At 51.7% G+C, this 15,496-nt stretch carries 14 protein-coding genes; 4 read left to right on the top strand and 10 right to left on the bottom strand.

What is annotated here, in order from left to right; translation table 11 throughout:
• Positions 1-18: 18 nt before the first annotated feature.
• The 4 genes from nhaA to ACT53G_RS09500 are packed head-to-tail and all read right to left on the bottom strand — an operon-like array spanning position 19 to position 3,977.
• A complete protein-coding gene (nhaA, locus tag ACT53G_RS09515) occupies positions 19-1,176 on the bottom strand; it encodes a Na+/H+ antiporter NhaA (RefSeq protein ID WP_476169266.1) in 1,158 nt (385 codons plus the stop codon).
• A 43-nt stretch (positions 1,177-1,219) separates the two neighbouring features.
• Complete coding sequence (locus ACT53G_RS09510) at positions 1,220-2,335, bottom strand: phospholipase A (protein WP_476169265.1); 1,116 nt, start codon at positions 2,333-2,335, stop codon at positions 1,220-1,222.
• Between the two features lie 26 nt (positions 2,336-2,361).
• Positions 2,362-3,420, bottom strand: a complete 1,059-nt coding sequence (locus ACT53G_RS09505) for an aldo/keto reductase (protein ID WP_476169264.1) — start codon at positions 3,418-3,420, stop codon at positions 2,362-2,364.
• Positions 3,420-3,977 carry a hypothetical protein gene (locus tag ACT53G_RS09500; protein ID WP_338655034.1) on the bottom strand — a complete coding sequence of 186 codons (558 nt, stop codon included), beginning with the start codon at positions 3,975-3,977 and terminating at the stop codon, positions 3,420-3,422. The genes ACT53G_RS09505 and ACT53G_RS09500 overlap by 1 nt, the downstream gene beginning before the upstream one ends.
• 297 nt (positions 3,978-4,274) lie before the next feature.
• Between ACT53G_RS09500 and ACT53G_RS09495 the strand changes: the two genes are divergently transcribed.
• The 4 genes from ACT53G_RS09495 (at position 4,275) to ACT53G_RS09480 (ending at position 7,823) form a co-directional block, all read left to right on the top strand.
• Positions 4,275-5,711: a sensor domain-containing diguanylate cyclase gene (locus tag ACT53G_RS09495; RefSeq protein WP_194748511.1), complete on the top strand. Its 1,437-nt coding sequence runs from the start codon at positions 4,275-4,277 to the stop codon at positions 5,709-5,711.
• A gap of 116 nt (positions 5,712-5,827) precedes the next feature.
• Positions 5,828-6,265: a hypothetical protein gene (locus tag ACT53G_RS09490; RefSeq protein WP_338655038.1), complete on the top strand. Its 438-nt coding sequence runs from the start codon at positions 5,828-5,830 to the stop codon at positions 6,263-6,265.
• 9 nt (positions 6,266-6,274) lie between these two features.
• Positions 6,275-6,802, top strand: a complete 528-nt coding sequence (locus tag ACT53G_RS09485; protein WP_275356129.1) for a YMGG-like glycine zipper-containing protein — start codon at positions 6,275-6,277, stop codon at positions 6,800-6,802.
• A gap of 163 nt (positions 6,803-6,965) precedes the next feature.
• On the top strand, positions 6,966-7,823 hold the full coding sequence (locus ACT53G_RS09480; RefSeq protein WP_476169263.1) for a DUF6279 family lipoprotein: 858 nt from the start codon (positions 6,966-6,968) through the stop codon (positions 7,821-7,823).
• Between the two features lie 103 nt (positions 7,824-7,926).
• Here the strand turns inward: ACT53G_RS09480 and ACT53G_RS09475 are convergent, their stop codons facing one another.
• The 6 genes from ACT53G_RS09475 to ACT53G_RS09450 form a co-directional block, all read right to left on the bottom strand.
• Positions 7,927-11,574: a TonB-dependent receptor gene (locus ACT53G_RS09475; RefSeq protein WP_476169262.1), complete on the bottom strand. Its 3,648-nt coding sequence runs from the start codon at positions 11,572-11,574 to the stop codon at positions 7,927-7,929.
• 90 nt (positions 11,575-11,664) lie between these two features.
• Positions 11,665-12,645 (bottom strand): FecR family protein, encoded by a 981-nt coding sequence (locus tag ACT53G_RS09470; protein WP_476169261.1) that lies wholly within the window; start codon positions 12,643-12,645, stop codon positions 11,665-11,667.
• The gene (locus tag ACT53G_RS09465) at positions 12,645-13,166 is read right to left on the bottom strand and encodes an RNA polymerase sigma factor (protein ID WP_476169260.1); all 522 of its coding nucleotides are present in this window, start codon (positions 13,164-13,166) and stop codon (positions 12,645-12,647) included. The genes ACT53G_RS09470 and ACT53G_RS09465 overlap by 1 nt, the downstream gene beginning before the upstream one ends.
• A 122-nt stretch (positions 13,167-13,288) precedes the next feature.
• Complete coding sequence (locus tag ACT53G_RS09460; protein WP_476169259.1) at positions 13,289-13,885, bottom strand: hypothetical protein; 597 nt, start codon at positions 13,883-13,885, stop codon at positions 13,289-13,291.
• Between the two features lie 9 nt (positions 13,886-13,894).
• On the bottom strand, positions 13,895-14,437 hold the full coding sequence (locus tag ACT53G_RS09455) for a hypothetical protein (protein ID WP_476169258.1): 543 nt from the start codon (positions 14,435-14,437) through the stop codon (positions 13,895-13,897).
• A 248-nt stretch (positions 14,438-14,685) separates the two neighbouring features.
• Complete coding sequence (locus ACT53G_RS09450) at positions 14,686-15,492, bottom strand: energy transducer TonB (RefSeq protein WP_476169257.1); 807 nt, start codon at positions 15,490-15,492, stop codon at positions 14,686-14,688.
• Positions 15,493-15,496: the final 4 nt, after the last annotated feature.

Here is a 15,496-nt window from a genome sequence, read left to right as displayed (position 1 = left end):
ACCACCTGCTGCCAAAAATCAGTGCGGGCTGCGACCCAGCGTCCACTTCAGCCATCCCCAGCCAAGGAGTCCAGACAGCAGCGAACCGGTCAAAATCGCCATTTTTGAAAGATTGATTGCCTCGTCCATACCAGCAAAAGCCAGGTTGGTAATAAAAATGGACATGGTAAAACCGATACCACCCAACATGCCAGCGCCCAAAATGTGCGCCCAGCGCAAAGGCGGATGTAACTTGCACAGCCCGAAAACCACTGAAAGCCACACTGCCAGCATAATGCCCACCGGCTTGCCCACAATCAAGCCAGCCATAATGCCCAGGCTGTTGCTGTGCGTAAACACCGATTGCACACTGTCCGCTGCCAAATGAACACCGGTATTGGCAAAGGCAAAAACCGGCAGAATGAAGAACGCAACAGGCAAGTGCAAGGCATGTTCCAGCCGTTGCGAAAGCGAATCCTCGTCTTCGGCCAGCTGCTGAAAAGGAATGGCAAACGCCAGCGCAATCCCCGCCAGCGTCGCATGCACGCCTGATTTCAGGGTCAGCCACCACATGAAGGCCCCGCCGAGCAGGTATGGCAGCATAGACAGCACGCGCAAGCGATTGAGCGCAAACAGCAAGGCAAGCACAGTGAGCGCGGCCAGCAAGTGCGGCAGCGAGATTGAGGCGGTGTAAAACACGGCGATCATGATGGCTGCGCCAAGATCGTCAATGACGGCAAAAGCGACTAAAAACACTTTTAACGGCGCCGGCACACGGTTGCCTAAAATGGAGAGCACGCCCAGGGCAAACGCAATATCGGTGGCCATCGGGATACCCACGCCGGACTGGTAAGCCGTGCCATGATTCAACTGCCAAAAGATCAAGGCAGGGGCAATCATACCGCCCATGGCGGCAATCGTCGGTAACAGCGCGTTGTTGACGCTGGAAAGCTCGCCTACATATAACTCGCGCTTGAGCTCCAAGCCAATTAGCAGGAAGAACACGGCCATCAAACCATCATTCACCCACTCTTCCAGGCTGAGCCCCAAGCCGTGCAGATGCCAGAACGCATGATAGTGGCTGGCAAACACACTATTGGCGATCAGCAGTGCCAGCACGGTAGCCAGCATTAGCAAGACACTGCTGGCCTGCTCCGAGTCTAAAAAGCGTTGAAAGGTTTTGGTGATCAGTAACATAATTCAATAACCCTAATTGGACTTGGCCGTCAGCTGCGGCGAGCTATTCGCCAATGGCAAAGCCGATGCCAAACATGTTTTGTGCCTGGTTGTAGTCCAGGAGCGAGACGCCATAGCCACTGGCCAGCATGGCATAAAACTTCACGCTCTCGTTTTTAAACGGCTTGTATTGCACATCGGTGCGGATATAGCCCTTGTTGTCACTGCGCATGTTGTTACGCAAAGTCACGCTGGCGGCCAGGGTGTGGGGTTCATTGTCCCAGTGCAAGGTCACATCGCCATAGCCCATATACTTGCTGATATCCGGGTTGTCATCGTCTGACTTGTTCTCAGGGATGCGCCACCATGGCCTGACCAGCAGGCTATATTGTTCATTCAATTGCCAACCCCCTTGCAGGTAGAACCGGTTCCAGCTGCGCGATAACGGTTGTGAGCGGCCATTCGACTCATGCACCAGGCCCAGATTGAGCATATTAGGCATGGCGGTCCACAGCCCCCCCTCTGCCGGCTTGTTGAGCCCCAGCGACAAAATCAGCTCGGGCGAATAGTTATGATCGCGCATGGGCCGAGACTGTGCCTCGTTGTAAACCTGCCAGAACGATTGCTGGGTATAAGCGCCCCATAAGCGCGCGCTCTGCACCCACTGATTTTTGGGCAGCCAGTCTGACATATTCATCAGCTGGGTTTTCAGGCTGATCTGAAAATGCAGGTCGTTGTGTCCGAGGTCACGGTTTTGCGTGTTGGGGCGTGACGGCGAAACCGGGACCTCGTTAGGGTTGCTCGAATAGCTGGTGACAATGTAATTGAGCTGGTGCGTTTCAAGGTCGGTAAAATGCAACTCATCCTGGCTATTCAAATGCCATTTGCGTGACAGGTAGCCGGTGTCAGCACTCACGCTTTTGACCAGTGCTTCCTGGCTGGGCGCCAAGATAGGCGCCACCACATGGCTGGGCGCGAATTGCTCGGCCACTTTATCAAAGCACACCAGTCGCCGGCCAGCATCGTCTGCAAACTCGGTTTGGCAAGTACGCAAGGCGGATTGCATGTCGTTCACCAGGGCTGCCTGTGCTTGACCTGCCAGCAGCAGGCCACTCACCAGTAGCGCATTCAACAGCCGCTCCTGTCGCCACTGGCTGCGCAGTCTGCGAAAAAATAGCATATGGATTCCCTTCTATTGCGCCCGACTTAAGGGGCTGGATTCATCATGACCAGATGTTGTTGCTCGATGGCCGCCAGCACCTCTTCGCTCAGGTGGACCTGATAAGCCGCCACATTTTCTTGTAACTGTGCCAGGCTGGTCGCGCCGATAATGGTGGTGCCAACAAACCAGCGGTGATAGACAAAACTCAAGGCCAGCTGTACCGGCGTCAGGCCATGGCTACGGGCCAACTCGGCATAGGCTTTGGCCGCCGCCGGCACCGCGGGCTTTTTATAGCGCTTGGCATAGCCCTCAAACAAAGTCACGCGGCCGGGCGTGGCCGGATCATCAACATACTTGGCCGTGAGGTGCCCAAAGGCCAAGGGCGAGTAGGCCGCCAGCGCGACCCCTTCCCGGTAAAGCACTTCGGTCATGCCAAACTCCATACCGCGGTTCATGAGGTTATAGCAATTTTGCAGCACGGCAATGCGCGGCAAGCCCTGCTCGCGCGCAATACGCAAAAACTCCATCAACCCCCACGGTTGCTCGTTACTAAGACCGATTGCACGGATTTTGCCTTCCTTCACCAACTCATCCAGCACTTCAAGCTGGGTCTGGATAGGTACCCAGTTGATCGCCTGGCCTTCTGCATCCAGTTCCGCATGCGGGTCAAATTGATATTGGCCAAACATGGGCACATTGCGCTCGGGCCAGTGCAGATAGAGGACATCCAGGTAATCGGTTTGCAATCGCTGCAAACTGTCATGCACCGCCTGGCGGATATTGGCACGGTCCATGCCACTCGGGCCACCGCGGATCCAGTGCATGCCGCGGCGGGGTCCGGCCACCTTGCTGGCCAGCACAAACCGGTCGCGCGGCTGTTTTTTGATCCAGTGCCCCAGCATGGTTTCGGTACGCGTCACCGTTTCTGCACGGGGCGGCACCGGGTACATTTCTGCCGTATCAATAAAATTAATGCCTTGTGCCAGCGCATAATCCAGCTGGTGTTCTGCATCCTGTTGGGTGTTCTGGTCACCATAAGTCATGGTGCCCAAGGTGATTCTGGAGACGCGAATACCGCTGTCTCCCAGCGTAATTTGATCCATCAATGTAATACCTGTTTTTCTACCGGGATGTCCATTACGATACTCGAAACGGACTGAGGTTCCTTGGCGGGCGCGGATGGCAGTGTCCAGCCTGCCTCTTTGCTGGCCAACAGCAACATGCGACTGATCGCCAGCACCAGCTCATGGTTCACATTGATATTCACGTTAATGCCATTGGCGCACACCAGTTGCACATGATTAAGTTGGTCGTTGACCGAGACAAAACGCGTTTCCACCGCCAGCAGGGTTTGCTCGGTGACTACACTTTTTGGCGCCTGATAGGCCGTCTCAAAGTCCAGATCATCCAGGGCCTCTACTGCTTCCGCCTCTTGTGCAAACTGCTGGGTGGCTTCCGGCAGGCTTTGCTCAGACAAGGGCAACGGACCAGACACCGGCAAATGCGCCTCCTGATTAAATACCTTGAAAATCTGCCTTGCCACGCGGTAGGTAATCCAGACCTGGATTTCCTGTTCGTCACTCACCGCCGCACGCATGAGCAGGCGGTCTTGATGCTGGTCATAAGAAAGATTGATTTGCTGTATGGATTGCGGTTGCATGCGGATTTAACCTATCACGGGACAGGTATTAGCATACCGTGTTGACCCGCAACTGCCTACCTCTAAGCATGCAGAGTTTACCCTTGCGGCATTTAATGACATGAATCTGACGGCTTTTCATCACAAACAAGCCTCTCCAACAACGATAAATTATCGAGATAACATTTACCAAACAAAATAAAAAAGGTTAAGCTTATCACCAAATCTATTAAGATTAATTAGCGTATGATTGCTTTTAGAACCAACTTACCAAGCGTGTGACCAACTTAATGTCTGCTTTGATGGAGTACCGTTCACTTGTTAAACCATAATAAAGAGCTAGAACGTCTGGCGGCAGTTGAAAGCTATCATATCCTTGACACTGCGCCCGAAGCTGATTTTGATCAGTTAGTCGCCCTGGCCTCGACCTTCTTCTCAACACCAATTGCAAGCGTGACAGTGATGGCAGAGGACCGCTTATGGTTTAAATCTGCCAAAGGACTAGATCTCTGCGAAGCCCCGCGTGAGGATGTCTTTTGCCAACTGACGGTGGAACAAAAAACACGGCTGGTGATTGAAGACACACTGCAGGATGCATTGTTCAAGAATAATCCGCTTGTCATTCAGGCGCCGTATATTCGTGCCTATGCCGGAATACCGCTGATTAATGATCAAGGCTATGCCATCGGCACTTTTTGCGTGATGGACCATGTACCTCGCCACTTTAGCGAGGCCGAACTCACTTTGTTGACCATCCTGGCGAACCAGGCCATGAAACTGATGGAGTTGCGCAGAGAGATCGTTCAGCGTACGGAACTGAGCAAGCAGTTACAAGTATTTTATGAACAGCAAGCCAAAAGTCAGGAGCTGTGGAAACAAGCCATGGATGCCGTCGGCGATGGGGTTTGGGATTATGACCTCATCACTGGGCATTACTTTTTTGGCCCCAACTGGCGAAAAATGCTGGGCTACCAAAGTGAGCCGCTGCTCCCGCAACTAGAGACACTGCGTGCGTTGATTCACGAGGAAGATCAGGAACGCTTCACAAATTCTCTCAATGCCTACCTCTATGGCCAACAGCCTGAGTACAAAATCGAATATCGGATTCGCTGCAAAAATGGCGATTACAAATGGGTACTCTCTCGCGGCATGGTGGTAGAACGCACCGCCGAAGACACCCCCAAGCGCATGATAGGCACGCATACCGATATCTCGCAATCGAAATTGCTTGAACAATCCATCTGGCAGCAGGCACATACCGATAACCTGACCGGCCTGCCCAACCGTCGACTGTTTCTGGATCGCTTACAGCAGGCCATTTACAGCAGTCAGCGCGAACAGAAAAAATTTGCGCTATTTTTTATGGACCTGGATGGTTTCAAAGCAGTGAATGACCTCCATGGCCACCTGGCAGGCGACCAGCTACTGATTGAGATTGCCAGTCGTATCCAGAAAATGTCGCGACAAGCGGATACCTTCGCCCGTTTCGCCGGGGATGAGTTCGCCATTCTAGCGATCAATATCAGCAATAGCGAAGACATGCTGTTGCACGCCCACAAAATCCTGCAAGTGGTGAAAGAACCCATCCCACTCAATGGCTATGCTGCGTCTGTCTCCATCAGTATCGGTATCGCCATCTTCCCCGACCATGGTTGCACAGTCGATACGTTGATTCGTCACGCAGATCAGGCCATGTACGAAGCCAAGGAGTCCGGCAAAAATACCTGCGTTGTGTACCATCCGCACCGTCAATAGCCCCGCTCAGGTGCTTTAAAGATACACTCCGTTACAAAACCAAGCCCGCTCATCGGGAGGGTTTTGCAAGTCCTTTTGTCAGAATTGTTATGTACATAACGTTTTCTGGAGGGCTTATGCTACCGCTAACATCCACACTCAAAAAGATGATTTACCTTAGCCTGGGCGTATTCTGCGCCCTCGCCAGCCAACTTGCATACGCACATCCGCCTGGCCGCGGCTGGCATGGCGGCGTTGGTCTGTATTTTGGCGCCCCTTACCCGTTTTTTCCTTATGCCTACGCACCCTACGCCTACCCTTACCCGTATGTGTACAGTCCACCGCCCGTGGTGATCACCCAGCCGCAGTCACAGGTGTATATCGAGCAGGACAGTAACAATGCCACGAATGCAGCCCCAGGCAACAGCACAGCGCCAGCAACCAGCGCCAGCAACAATACTGCCTACTGGTATTACTGCGAGGCTGCTAACGGCTATTACCCCTATGTTAAAGAGTGTCCCGCCGGCTGGAAACAAGTCACACCGACGCCGCCAACAAACACACCAGCCAAATAGGAGACTGTCATGCATCTCAATAGGCACATGACCTTGCTACTTATGCTGAGCCTGACTGCCTGCGCGACTAACCCCACAGGCCCCAGCAGCATGGCCCTGCCAGGTACCGGCAAAGACTTCAACGCCTTCAGGGCAGATGACCTGTCTTGCCGGGATTTTGCGCTGACGCAAATTGGCGGCAAGACTGTTAACCAACAATATAACGCCAGTCTCGCTACCACGACCGCTGTAGGTACTGCCATAGGGGCAGCCATAGGCGCTGCAACTGGTGGCGGCGAAGGCGCAGCCATTGGTGCCGGCATGGGTGCGCTGTCTGGTGGAGCCATCGGCGCCAATACAGCGACCGTCAGTGGCATGAACGCCCAAGACAAATACGACAATGCCTACTATCAATGCATGTATGCAGCTGGACATAAAATCCCGGTGCCTGCCAGCATGGCAAGGACCTATTCACAAGGCAGCCAGCGCGCCTCATCAGCAAGTGTTCCAACCTATTATCCACCGCCCCCACCTCCCCCTCCGGGTTATCAACGTTAGTCCAGCCATCAGGCAGTGGCGTGCTGCCTGATGCGCCTCATTCCCTTGCCAGATCGATCCCGAGAGAGGCAGGCCGAAAGCGCCTTTGTATTAGCACTGAAAACAGTGCTAATACAAGTAGCCAGTATCGCAAACTTAGTCCGGCAATCCTGGTCGTAGAAACATGCGAATCATCAAAAAAACTTTAATCCTCACCCTCGCTCTTTCACTCATGAGTTGTAGCCTGGTCAAGACCGCTTACAACAACGCACCTGCACTCATCGCATGGCGGCTAGATGATTATTTTGATTTTAGTGCAGCGCAAAAAGCCAAACTCAAACCCGCCCTGCGGGACTTGCATGCCTGGCATCGTAAAAATGAGTTACCGCGGTATGTGTCTTTGCTGGATGAAATACATGATGACCTTAGCCATGATGTGAGCGCACAAATGGCCTGCCAGCGTATTGAATCCATCAAATCAAATGTGCAGATGCTACAAACAAAAGTCATCCCTATCATCGTCGAAGTCGCCGACACGCTGAGTGAAAAACAACTGCAGCATTTCGAGAAAAAGCTGGAAAAACGCAACCAGGAATGGAAAGAGGACTGGTGGCAGGAAACGTTAGAAGAACAGCGAGAGGTGAGGTTAGAGAAATCCACGGATTTTGCTGAAAAAGTCTATGGCGATTTAAACGAAAAACAAATCACCCTTTTAAAACAGGCCATTGCCAGGAGTGATATTGATCCCGCCATCATCTATGCCGAAATTCTGCGGCGCGACGAAGATGCGTTGACTATCCTCAAGGCATTAAGAAATCCCGCCTCGTCAAACGAAGAAAAATCGCAACTGGTCCGCGCAGGGTTTGAACGTATGCAAAACAGCCCGAATTCGGCTTACCAAAGTCATATTGATAAAGTCACGCAGCAAACCTGTGAAACCATCGCGAGCCTACATGCCAGTACAACCGCTAAGCAACGCCATCATGCGCAGCAATGGGTGGATGATTACAAGACGCAATTTACACAGTTGCAAATCCAATGATCTTAAAGCGATTGACCTGACACTTAAAAGTCATGTCGATCGGGTCAGGGTAAAAGTGAGATTTCTTTACTTTTTACTCTGACCCCCAAGTATCCAACCATCTCTACTTTCCTGCATCAAAATCATAAGTCAGCGTAAAGAATGCAGACCTCGGCGCCCCTGGTGCAAGAAAGGTTGTCGCTAACCAGTCATTGCTGTTGTAGTTGAATCCGCCTTGGCCAATGGCACCATACACAGAAGGGGAGAATGGATTTGTACCCAGGCGCCCCGCGCTGTAATACTCACGATCAAATAGGTTGTTAACCAGCAGCCCCGCCGTGAGGTTTTTGGTGAGTTTGTAGCTGGTTCTAAAGTTGAACACCGCATAACCGGGCACCTTGCCTGGATAACGAAAGTTCGGTTTGGTCGCAAAGACTGAACACCTTGAGTCTGGATACATAATGTCGCCATCCTTGATGGAGCTACCTTGATAGCCGCAGTTATAAGTAACGTTGGCCGCACCTGCTTGGTGCTTGTTATTTTCATTGCCGCGTACAAAGCTCTCAGAATGCATCACGCCGGTTAAAGCCACCATCCAGTCTGGTGTCAATTCATAACTCAAGGTGAAATTAAAGTTATGTAGCGGCACCCCTGGCATACGGTCACCAGGATGCACGCGAATTTGTTGATACCCTGTCGCTTTATAGGCAGTCCCTTCAGGTTGAAATACATTACCGGCGCTGCTGTTATTCGGGCTGGCGACACTAAAAGAGTCCTGGAAGGTGGCGTCTGTCAGGGAGTAGCTGGTTCTAAAGCCCCATTTACCCACTTTGCCTTGCAACCCCATTTCTAAGCCTCTGCGGCGAGTATTGCCAATATTCTGAAAAAAGCTACGTTCTGGCGTAAAAGAAACAAAGTAGATGTCATCCGTCAGGTCAGTCTGGTAAATAGTGGCGTTCCACTGCACTTGTGGGGTGAGATAGCCGCGCCCACCAAACTCCAGCGTTTCTGAACGCACTTGTTTTAAATAAGGGTCACCGGAAAGGGTGCTGGGCAGGCTGCAAAAGCGCCGTTGTTGCAAGCTGCGAGGGGCATAGATCGTTGTACCATCCGCCTGCTGGCCAACTGGAACCGGCGTATCATCAAAGGCGCACCCTAACTCAATCACGCTAGGAGTTCGTGCACCTTTGTTCCAGTTGCCGTAAAGGTTCAGCGTCTCTGTCGGTTGCCAGGTTGCCCCCAAGCTAGGGTTAAATGAACGGTAGGTGAATTTCTCGGTTTCACCTGGCCCAATCGCGCCTAAATCATTTGCCAATGCGGTTGAAAACGGGATGATGGTGATTGAAGGACATTCGTCGGGTGTTACTGTCCCGTCATTGTTGAGGTCATTACACAACTGCTGTGTTTCAAGAAAGTTTTTGAATGCCGTCGGTCCATTCAGTCCCAAATAGTTATTAACCGCCAATTCATTTTTAATATGGGTGATGTTATATCGACCAGCAGCAGTAAATGCCCATTCTTTGGTAGGCGTCCAAGTTTCGCTAAACAGCAGGCTTTTGGTGATGCTATTGCCGGCAAAGTCGTTTAACCCCAACTTTTGGCTGGCGGCAGCAAACTCATAGCCGACATTGGCAGGGTCTAGGTAGGCTTTGCGTTGGTTACTTAAAAGCCCCAAGTATTGTCCGCTGGTGTAGCTGGCATCTGAGGCATCCACGGAGGCACCTACCATGAACTTATGTTTTTCCAGATTCCAATTTAACTGCATGGCCGCGCCATCCGTCACTTGGTCAATGTCCGTTTCGGTGATTAATGCGGTAGGCGTGCCTTCAATATAGCCTGAACACTGACCGCGTACGCCGGTTGGGGAAGCGACAGTATCGCAGTCAGCCCCATTACGTTGTATCGGAAAGCCTGTAACAGGGTCGCGTACTAAAATACCAGTAGGGCTACCAAGCCCCATGTTGACACCAGGGAATTGCTCTACGATGTTATTACCTTGCGCATCCTGTGCCGAGAAATATATTGGGTTGTAACTGAGCACAGTCATAAAACCATTTGAATCAAAGTATTGACCAGAAATAGTGCCATTCCGCGCATCAAAGACTTCATTTGGCTCAGTCGCACCATGGTTGAGATTAAACAGTTTAGCTATCAAATCATTACTTTGGGTATTGTAATTTCTGAGTCCCCAGAGTTGACGCGCCTTTTCTTTCCAAGCCTCACTTGGCTCTGACGAATTAGACACTAATTGCGGGCCCCACAGCGGCTTGGTTCCAACAACATTCCCTTTGCTATCCAGCACGTTTTGAGTGCCCTGATTCGGATCAGCAGGGATATTTGCATTTGTTCCAATAACCTGATTGCCACTACTGTCTGTAATTGGGTTGCCGCTTGCATCAAGCGCAACATTGTAAACACCCATCTGTGTGTAGTCCGGATCTGGCAAACCATCCCGATCCAAGTCTGCATAACTTGTAACCAGTTGCTCACCCGGCAATGGCCGTCTGGTTGCGCCGCCACTAAAGTTCTGATTAATATCGCCTGTACTGGAGTTACGCCTACTCTTGCGTTTGTAAACTTGACCGGTGATGTTGAAGGTGTCACTGACATCCCAGATGCCATTGAGCTGAAATTGCAGTAAATGGTTTTTGGTTTGGTCCGGGCTGGTGAAAATCTGGCTGTTATCTTGTTTTGCCATTTCAGTCGGCAGCAAACCGTTACCAACCAGCTTGTTACCTGCATAGAGCATGCTTAAGCCCAGTTGCAGTTTGTCATTGCGCCACTCGCCTTTAGCAAATATCTGGTTGACCTCACTGGGTGAATTCACACGCCAGCCGTCTTCTCTAAAGATATTAGCTGCAGCAAAGCCCGCAACTACGCCGTTATTGCCACTCACTGAACCTTGAAACTGGTTACGCTTGAAAGAGCCACCCAGGTATTCCACGGTGCCTTCGTTGCTGTCAAAACCACTTTTGGTTTTCATGCTGATGGCGCCACCCAGCGTACCCAAGCCAAATAGAGGGTTAGAGCCTGGGAAGACGTCCAGGCTGTTGAGCGCGTTCATGGGGATCATGTCCCAGTTCACCACATCCCCAAACGGTTCGTTCACGCGGATGCCGTCCAGAAAAACGCTTAAGCCTTGTGAGGTGCCTAGCTGAGGACTGGCAGTGAAGCCCCGATAAGTGACGTCCATCTGGAATGGGTTGCTTTGGTAGTCGTTAATATTGACTGATTGCAACTTGCTGTTCATGAGGTCAGTCAGACTGACTGCTTTAGACTCTTTGATCTCTTTGGCACTGATGCTTTGTACGTTGCCGGGGATTTCTTCTTTGGTCACTGCTAGACCACGCAACGGACCCACATCGTAACGGCGCTTAGCGATGGTCTCGATTTTTTCGAGTTGAATGTCTTTAGCCTCAGCTTTTACCGCGCGTTGTATCACAATACTTTCGCCATTGATTTTGCCTTGCAAACCGCTGCCATCCAGCAGGCGTTTGATGGCTTCTTTGCGCGTCATGCGGCCTTTAACGGCCGGGGCTTTTTTATCGACGATGAGGGCGCTGTCTACCGTGAGCGAGAGGTTGGACTGTATGGCGAACTGCCGTAGCGAGGCCGCGAGCGGTTGTGCGGGCAAGTCGAGGTTGAGCGGCAAGGCAAAACTTTCATCTTGCTCGGCGGGCAGTTGGGTGTTGAGTTCTGCGTGGCTGGCAAAGGATAACGCGGCTGCGATGAGCGCGGCGATGATGGCGGGTGTGATTTTATGATTTTGCATAGTGCATCCGTCAGTTACAGGGGTTGATAGAGGGGTAACTGACGAGCAGGCAAAATGCCTGATATGCGGGATTAAAAATACTTGTAAAGATTATTTAGGGGCGATGACCAGGGCATCCTCTTTGGGTTTGACGGCGACGGGCACCGATTGCGGCAAGGTGCTGATAAAACGCTCCAGCTCACTAATTTTGAGCACGGCATTCACTTTGGGCGTCTCTGCTGCAAACGCCGCATGCACGGGCGGGTTGCGGTAGCGTGATAGCGTATCGGCCACTTCAAACATATCGGCACGGTCAAACACGATGCGGCCACTGATAAAGCTGAAGCTGTCTGCCGCCTGGCGATTGACTTTGTGCGGCGTGCTGTTTGGCTCAATCTCGGCCACTTCACCGTTGTGCAGAATCAAGGTGGGGGCGCTGCCATCACTACGCCCGACTTGCACGCGGCCATGATCCACACTGATGCGCACTTTTTTGCTGAGCTGATTGACGGCAAAGCGTGTGCCTAATACGGTGACTTTAGCTTGCGGGGTTTCGACCACGAATGGACGTTGAGCGTCTTTGGTCACCTCGAAGATGGCTTCACCACGGCTGAGTTTGATCAGGCGTTGATGGCGATAGTAGACAATTTCCATGGTCGTGTTGGCATTCGCGGTGATCACCGAGCCGTCAGCCAGGGTTTGTTTGGAGAGCTGCGCCACACTGGTGGTGTGCACTTGCGTCGACAAAGGCAGTGCTTGCCACTGCACATATTGGCTGCGACCGAAAAAGCCCAAGCCTACGCATAGCAGCATGACTGCCAGGCCTGAGCCCAGCTTGCTGAGTTTTTTGCGGCGTGCGCTTTGTTCAAAGTATTGCTTTTGCGACATGGCACTAGACAGCGCCTTGAGCCGCTCGGTCGAGCTGAAGTCTTCCATGGTGGATTCCACCATCTGGTAAGCGGCCTGATGCCTGCGGTCCGTCATCAACCACACTTCAAATGTCGTGCGCTCAGGCGCATCTGGGGCGGCCTCTCGCATGCGCATATACCAGCGCACGGCAGCCTGTCTGATCGCCTCGTCGTGCTTGTGCATCACATTTCAACCAACATGAGCTCACGCGCACTGGTGAGGTCCAGAATCGCACGCATCACATGGCGCTCGACCATGTTTTTGCTGATGCCAAGATTGGCAGCAATTTCAGGTTGGGTATACCCTTCAACGCGATACATCCAAAACACCTGGCGGCAGCGCGGTGGCAACTGCTCAAGAATCTGCTGAATCATCTCTAGCCGCTGTTTGATGTCGTTGAGATGTTCCACCGACAAGGCTGGCGCATCCAGCCACTCGCGGTTGAGCCCCACCTCGGCTTCAAGCGAAATAAAACGCTGCTGGTGGTGATAGCTATCCACGATGAGGTTTTTGGCGATGCTACGCATGTAAGCATGCGGCTCTTGGTCTTTGTTGAGGCTGGTGGAGACGGTATAGCGGATAAATGCATCGTGCAGAATATCTTTGGCCACATGCGGGCAAGCCACCTTAAAGCGGATATAACCGAGCAAGTCGGTATACGCCCACTGCAGATTAATGCCGCACCAATGCATTGTTTTTTCCATGCAAGGATTTCGCAAAATTTGTGCCATGCTATTTGAGCGGTAAAAATGGCCGATTTGGGCCTAATCTCACAAAATCGAGTGATTTCAGCCACCACTTTGGCTATAAACAACCAAACACTGGCTTATGCGCTATGTTTGTTTAATCGCATACCACCGATCAATAACAAGCCAAAAGCAAACAACCATGAGGCAGGTGGGGCGGGCACTGCAGCCACACTATCAGGTGTATAAATAACCCAATCGATGGTGAATGAAACATAGTCATCTTTAGAAATATAGCCTTTGAGTGTGCCCGTCTCACCATAAAGCACCTCATATGAGCCATCCGGTAAGTCTTTCAGGTCCTGCAAGTTGAAAGTACCTATGATGGGTAAAGGATCCGCGTACGGGTCAACGGGGACCGTGGGATCATATAAATTCAGACCAAAGTCAAAAGTCCCGGAGACGGTCGGATGCCCGCCACTTCTGGTGTAACTGCCAAACACGATATATAAAGCGTTTTCGGGATCAGACACCAGCTTTAACGCCTCATAGTTAAGCGAGACTGTGTTTCCTGCGTTGCTAAAACTCGTGGCATCGACGTAGTAATCCGCAGCCATCATGTTATTCATAGCCAAATAACCAGCATAACTTTGCTGGTAGGTTTCAACCTTTGCCTGTGCTTGCAGACTCCCGAGCAATGTACACAGCAATAATCCCTGTTTGATGATTTTTCTCATTTTGAATCCTTATTTGATTATTGTTTGAGCCCGCTTAAAACACAGCGTGACTAGGCCGAGAGAAAACAACCAGGCCATCTGCGGCTCTGGCACTGGGATGAAAATGTCAGGGGTTCGGATCTGCCAGTGAATGTTTAAAGTCACATCGCCTTGGTCTGTGATGCTTCCCCCACCTTTACCATATGCCCCGGCGTCTCCCAATGCCCATGCATATTTGTAAGCGCCCGTATTGGGTAATGCTGAATCAAGGTCCTGATCAAAAAACCCCGATAGCGATACCCCCTTATCACTCGAGGATAAATAAAAAAAGAAATTGCCAGAAAATGCGCCCAGCGCATCTGCCCTGGTAAACGTCCCACCACCAATAGAATTGAAAGGGTCGTCTGACACCACCTGATAGTACAAGGTCAATGTCGCATCCTTACTCAACAGCGTAGTCACCTCGTCATAAAAACCAAACTCCGAATTTTTAACCGAAGGCAAAGTCCCCTTAAAAACCTCTTCAAATGTTTGTAGCTTGGCTTGGGCATGCGGGCTGATCAATAGCGCCATCACCAGCAACGTTGTTTTAATTGTGTTTGATATCACTACGCTTCTCCCAAAGCTTATGTTTATTTCATTAAACGGTCACCAGCGCTACCATGATTGATCACCATTGATTCCTCTCAATATTCACTTAAAAAAAGACCCTGTACCCACCGGAGGAAAGTGGCAGGTACAGGGGTTGGAGAGCAGACATACCTGTTAGCGAAAGTGAGGGATAAACTTTCTGAGCATGCCTGACTTCATGAAACCGCGCGTTATTCCAGCTTGAAAGAGACCGGTATTGTTATTTTGAAGCTCTTCTTTTTCAGGCTGTCTTTGACACCGAGTTGCGCAATGGCCTTTTTCACCATGCGCATGGCTTCTTCATCGAGGGGGACATGTTTACTGCTATCAGCAACCGTCACATTGACCAACTCACCGCGCACAAACTGCGCGACCACCGTCGCCTCGCCTTCGAGGTGACGGCGGATGGCAATAGCCGGATATTGTTTGCTTTTATTCACCAGTGAGCGCAGTTGTTCGCCATAATCCCCCCAGGCATCGCTATCACTCGCACTGAGCTCATCAGACTCGGTTGATGCAGGAGCGGTGGCGACTGCGGCAGCGCTGGGCTTGGCATCTTTGGCGGTGTTTTCAGTACTTGAGTTTGTCGCATGCGGCGCACTCTCGGCCGTATTGCTGGACGCAGGCGGCGCCGGGCTTGGCTCAACCTTGGCGGGCGGCTGTACAGGCTGCTCCTGCACTCGGTAATCTGCGTCATGGCTATTAGGCGCTGCCAATACCGGCTTTGGCGTCTCTACAGGCGTCACAGGCTTTACCATCGGCTTGGGTGGCTCAGCAGGCTTGGGCGTCTCCACGGGCGGTGACACCTGTTGCACAGCTGGGGCTGGCGCTTTGGTCGAAAAAAACTCAATTTCCATGCGCTCGGGGATGGCAGGCAACTGAATCTGGCTCAATGTTGGATACAGCAACACCACGACCAGATGCAACCCCAGCGACAGCACAACGGCCCGCCAAAGCAGTGAGTCATGCTGAGCTTGAGGATAAATCAGGGTGGTCATGGCG

The sequence above is a fragment of the Methylophilus sp. DMC18 genome, assembly GCF_056314005.1.
Note: the sequence above shows the minus strand (reverse complement) of the source record. Positions and strands in the feature narration are given on the sequence as shown.

What these genes read in the sequence shown, in the direction of transcription:
- ACT53G_RS09460 (WP_476169259.1), bottom strand. Translation starts at nt 13,885, where the DNA reads ATGAGAAAAATCATCAAACAGGGATTATTGCTGTGTACATTGCTCGGG.
- ACT53G_RS09490 (WP_338655038.1), top strand. Translation starts at nt 5,828, where the DNA reads ATGCTACCGCTAACATCCACACTCAAAAAGATGATTTACCTTAGCCTG.
- ACT53G_RS09480 (WP_476169263.1), top strand. Translation starts at nt 6,966, where the DNA reads ATGCGAATCATCAAAAAAACTTTAATCCTCACCCTCGCTCTTTCACTC.
- nhaA (WP_476169266.1), bottom strand. Translation starts at nt 1,176, where the DNA reads ATGTTACTGATCACCAAAACCTTTCAACGCTTTTTAGACTCGGAGCAG.
- ACT53G_RS09450 (WP_476169257.1), bottom strand. Translation starts at nt 15,492, where the DNA reads ATGACCACCCTGATTTATCCTCAAGCTCAGCATGACTCACTGCTTTGG.
- ACT53G_RS09485 (WP_275356129.1), top strand. Translation starts at nt 6,275, where the DNA reads ATGCATCTCAATAGGCACATGACCTTGCTACTTATGCTGAGCCTGACT.
- ACT53G_RS09455 (WP_476169258.1), bottom strand. Translation starts at nt 14,437, where the DNA reads ATGGCGCTATTGATCAGCCCGCATGCCCAAGCCAAGCTACAAACATTT.
- ACT53G_RS09465 (WP_476169260.1), bottom strand. Translation starts at nt 13,166, where the DNA reads ATGGAAAAAACAATGCATTGGTGCGGCATTAATCTGCAGTGGGCGTAT.
- ACT53G_RS09510 (WP_476169265.1), bottom strand. Translation starts at nt 2,335, where the DNA reads ATGCTATTTTTTCGCAGACTGCGCAGCCAGTGGCGACAGGAGCGGCTG.
- ACT53G_RS09470 (WP_476169261.1), bottom strand. Translation starts at nt 12,645, where the DNA reads ATGCACAAGCACGACGAGGCGATCAGACAGGCTGCCGTGCGCTGGTAT.
- ACT53G_RS09505 (WP_476169264.1), bottom strand. Translation starts at nt 3,420, where the DNA reads ATGGATCAAATTACGCTGGGAGACAGCGGTATTCGCGTCTCCAGAATC.
- ACT53G_RS09500 (WP_338655034.1), bottom strand. Translation starts at nt 3,977, where the DNA reads ATGCAACCGCAATCCATACAGCAAATCAATCTTTCTTATGACCAGCAT.
- ACT53G_RS09475 (WP_476169262.1), bottom strand. Translation starts at nt 11,574, where the DNA reads ATGCAAAATCATAAAATCACACCCGCCATCATCGCCGCGCTCATCGCA.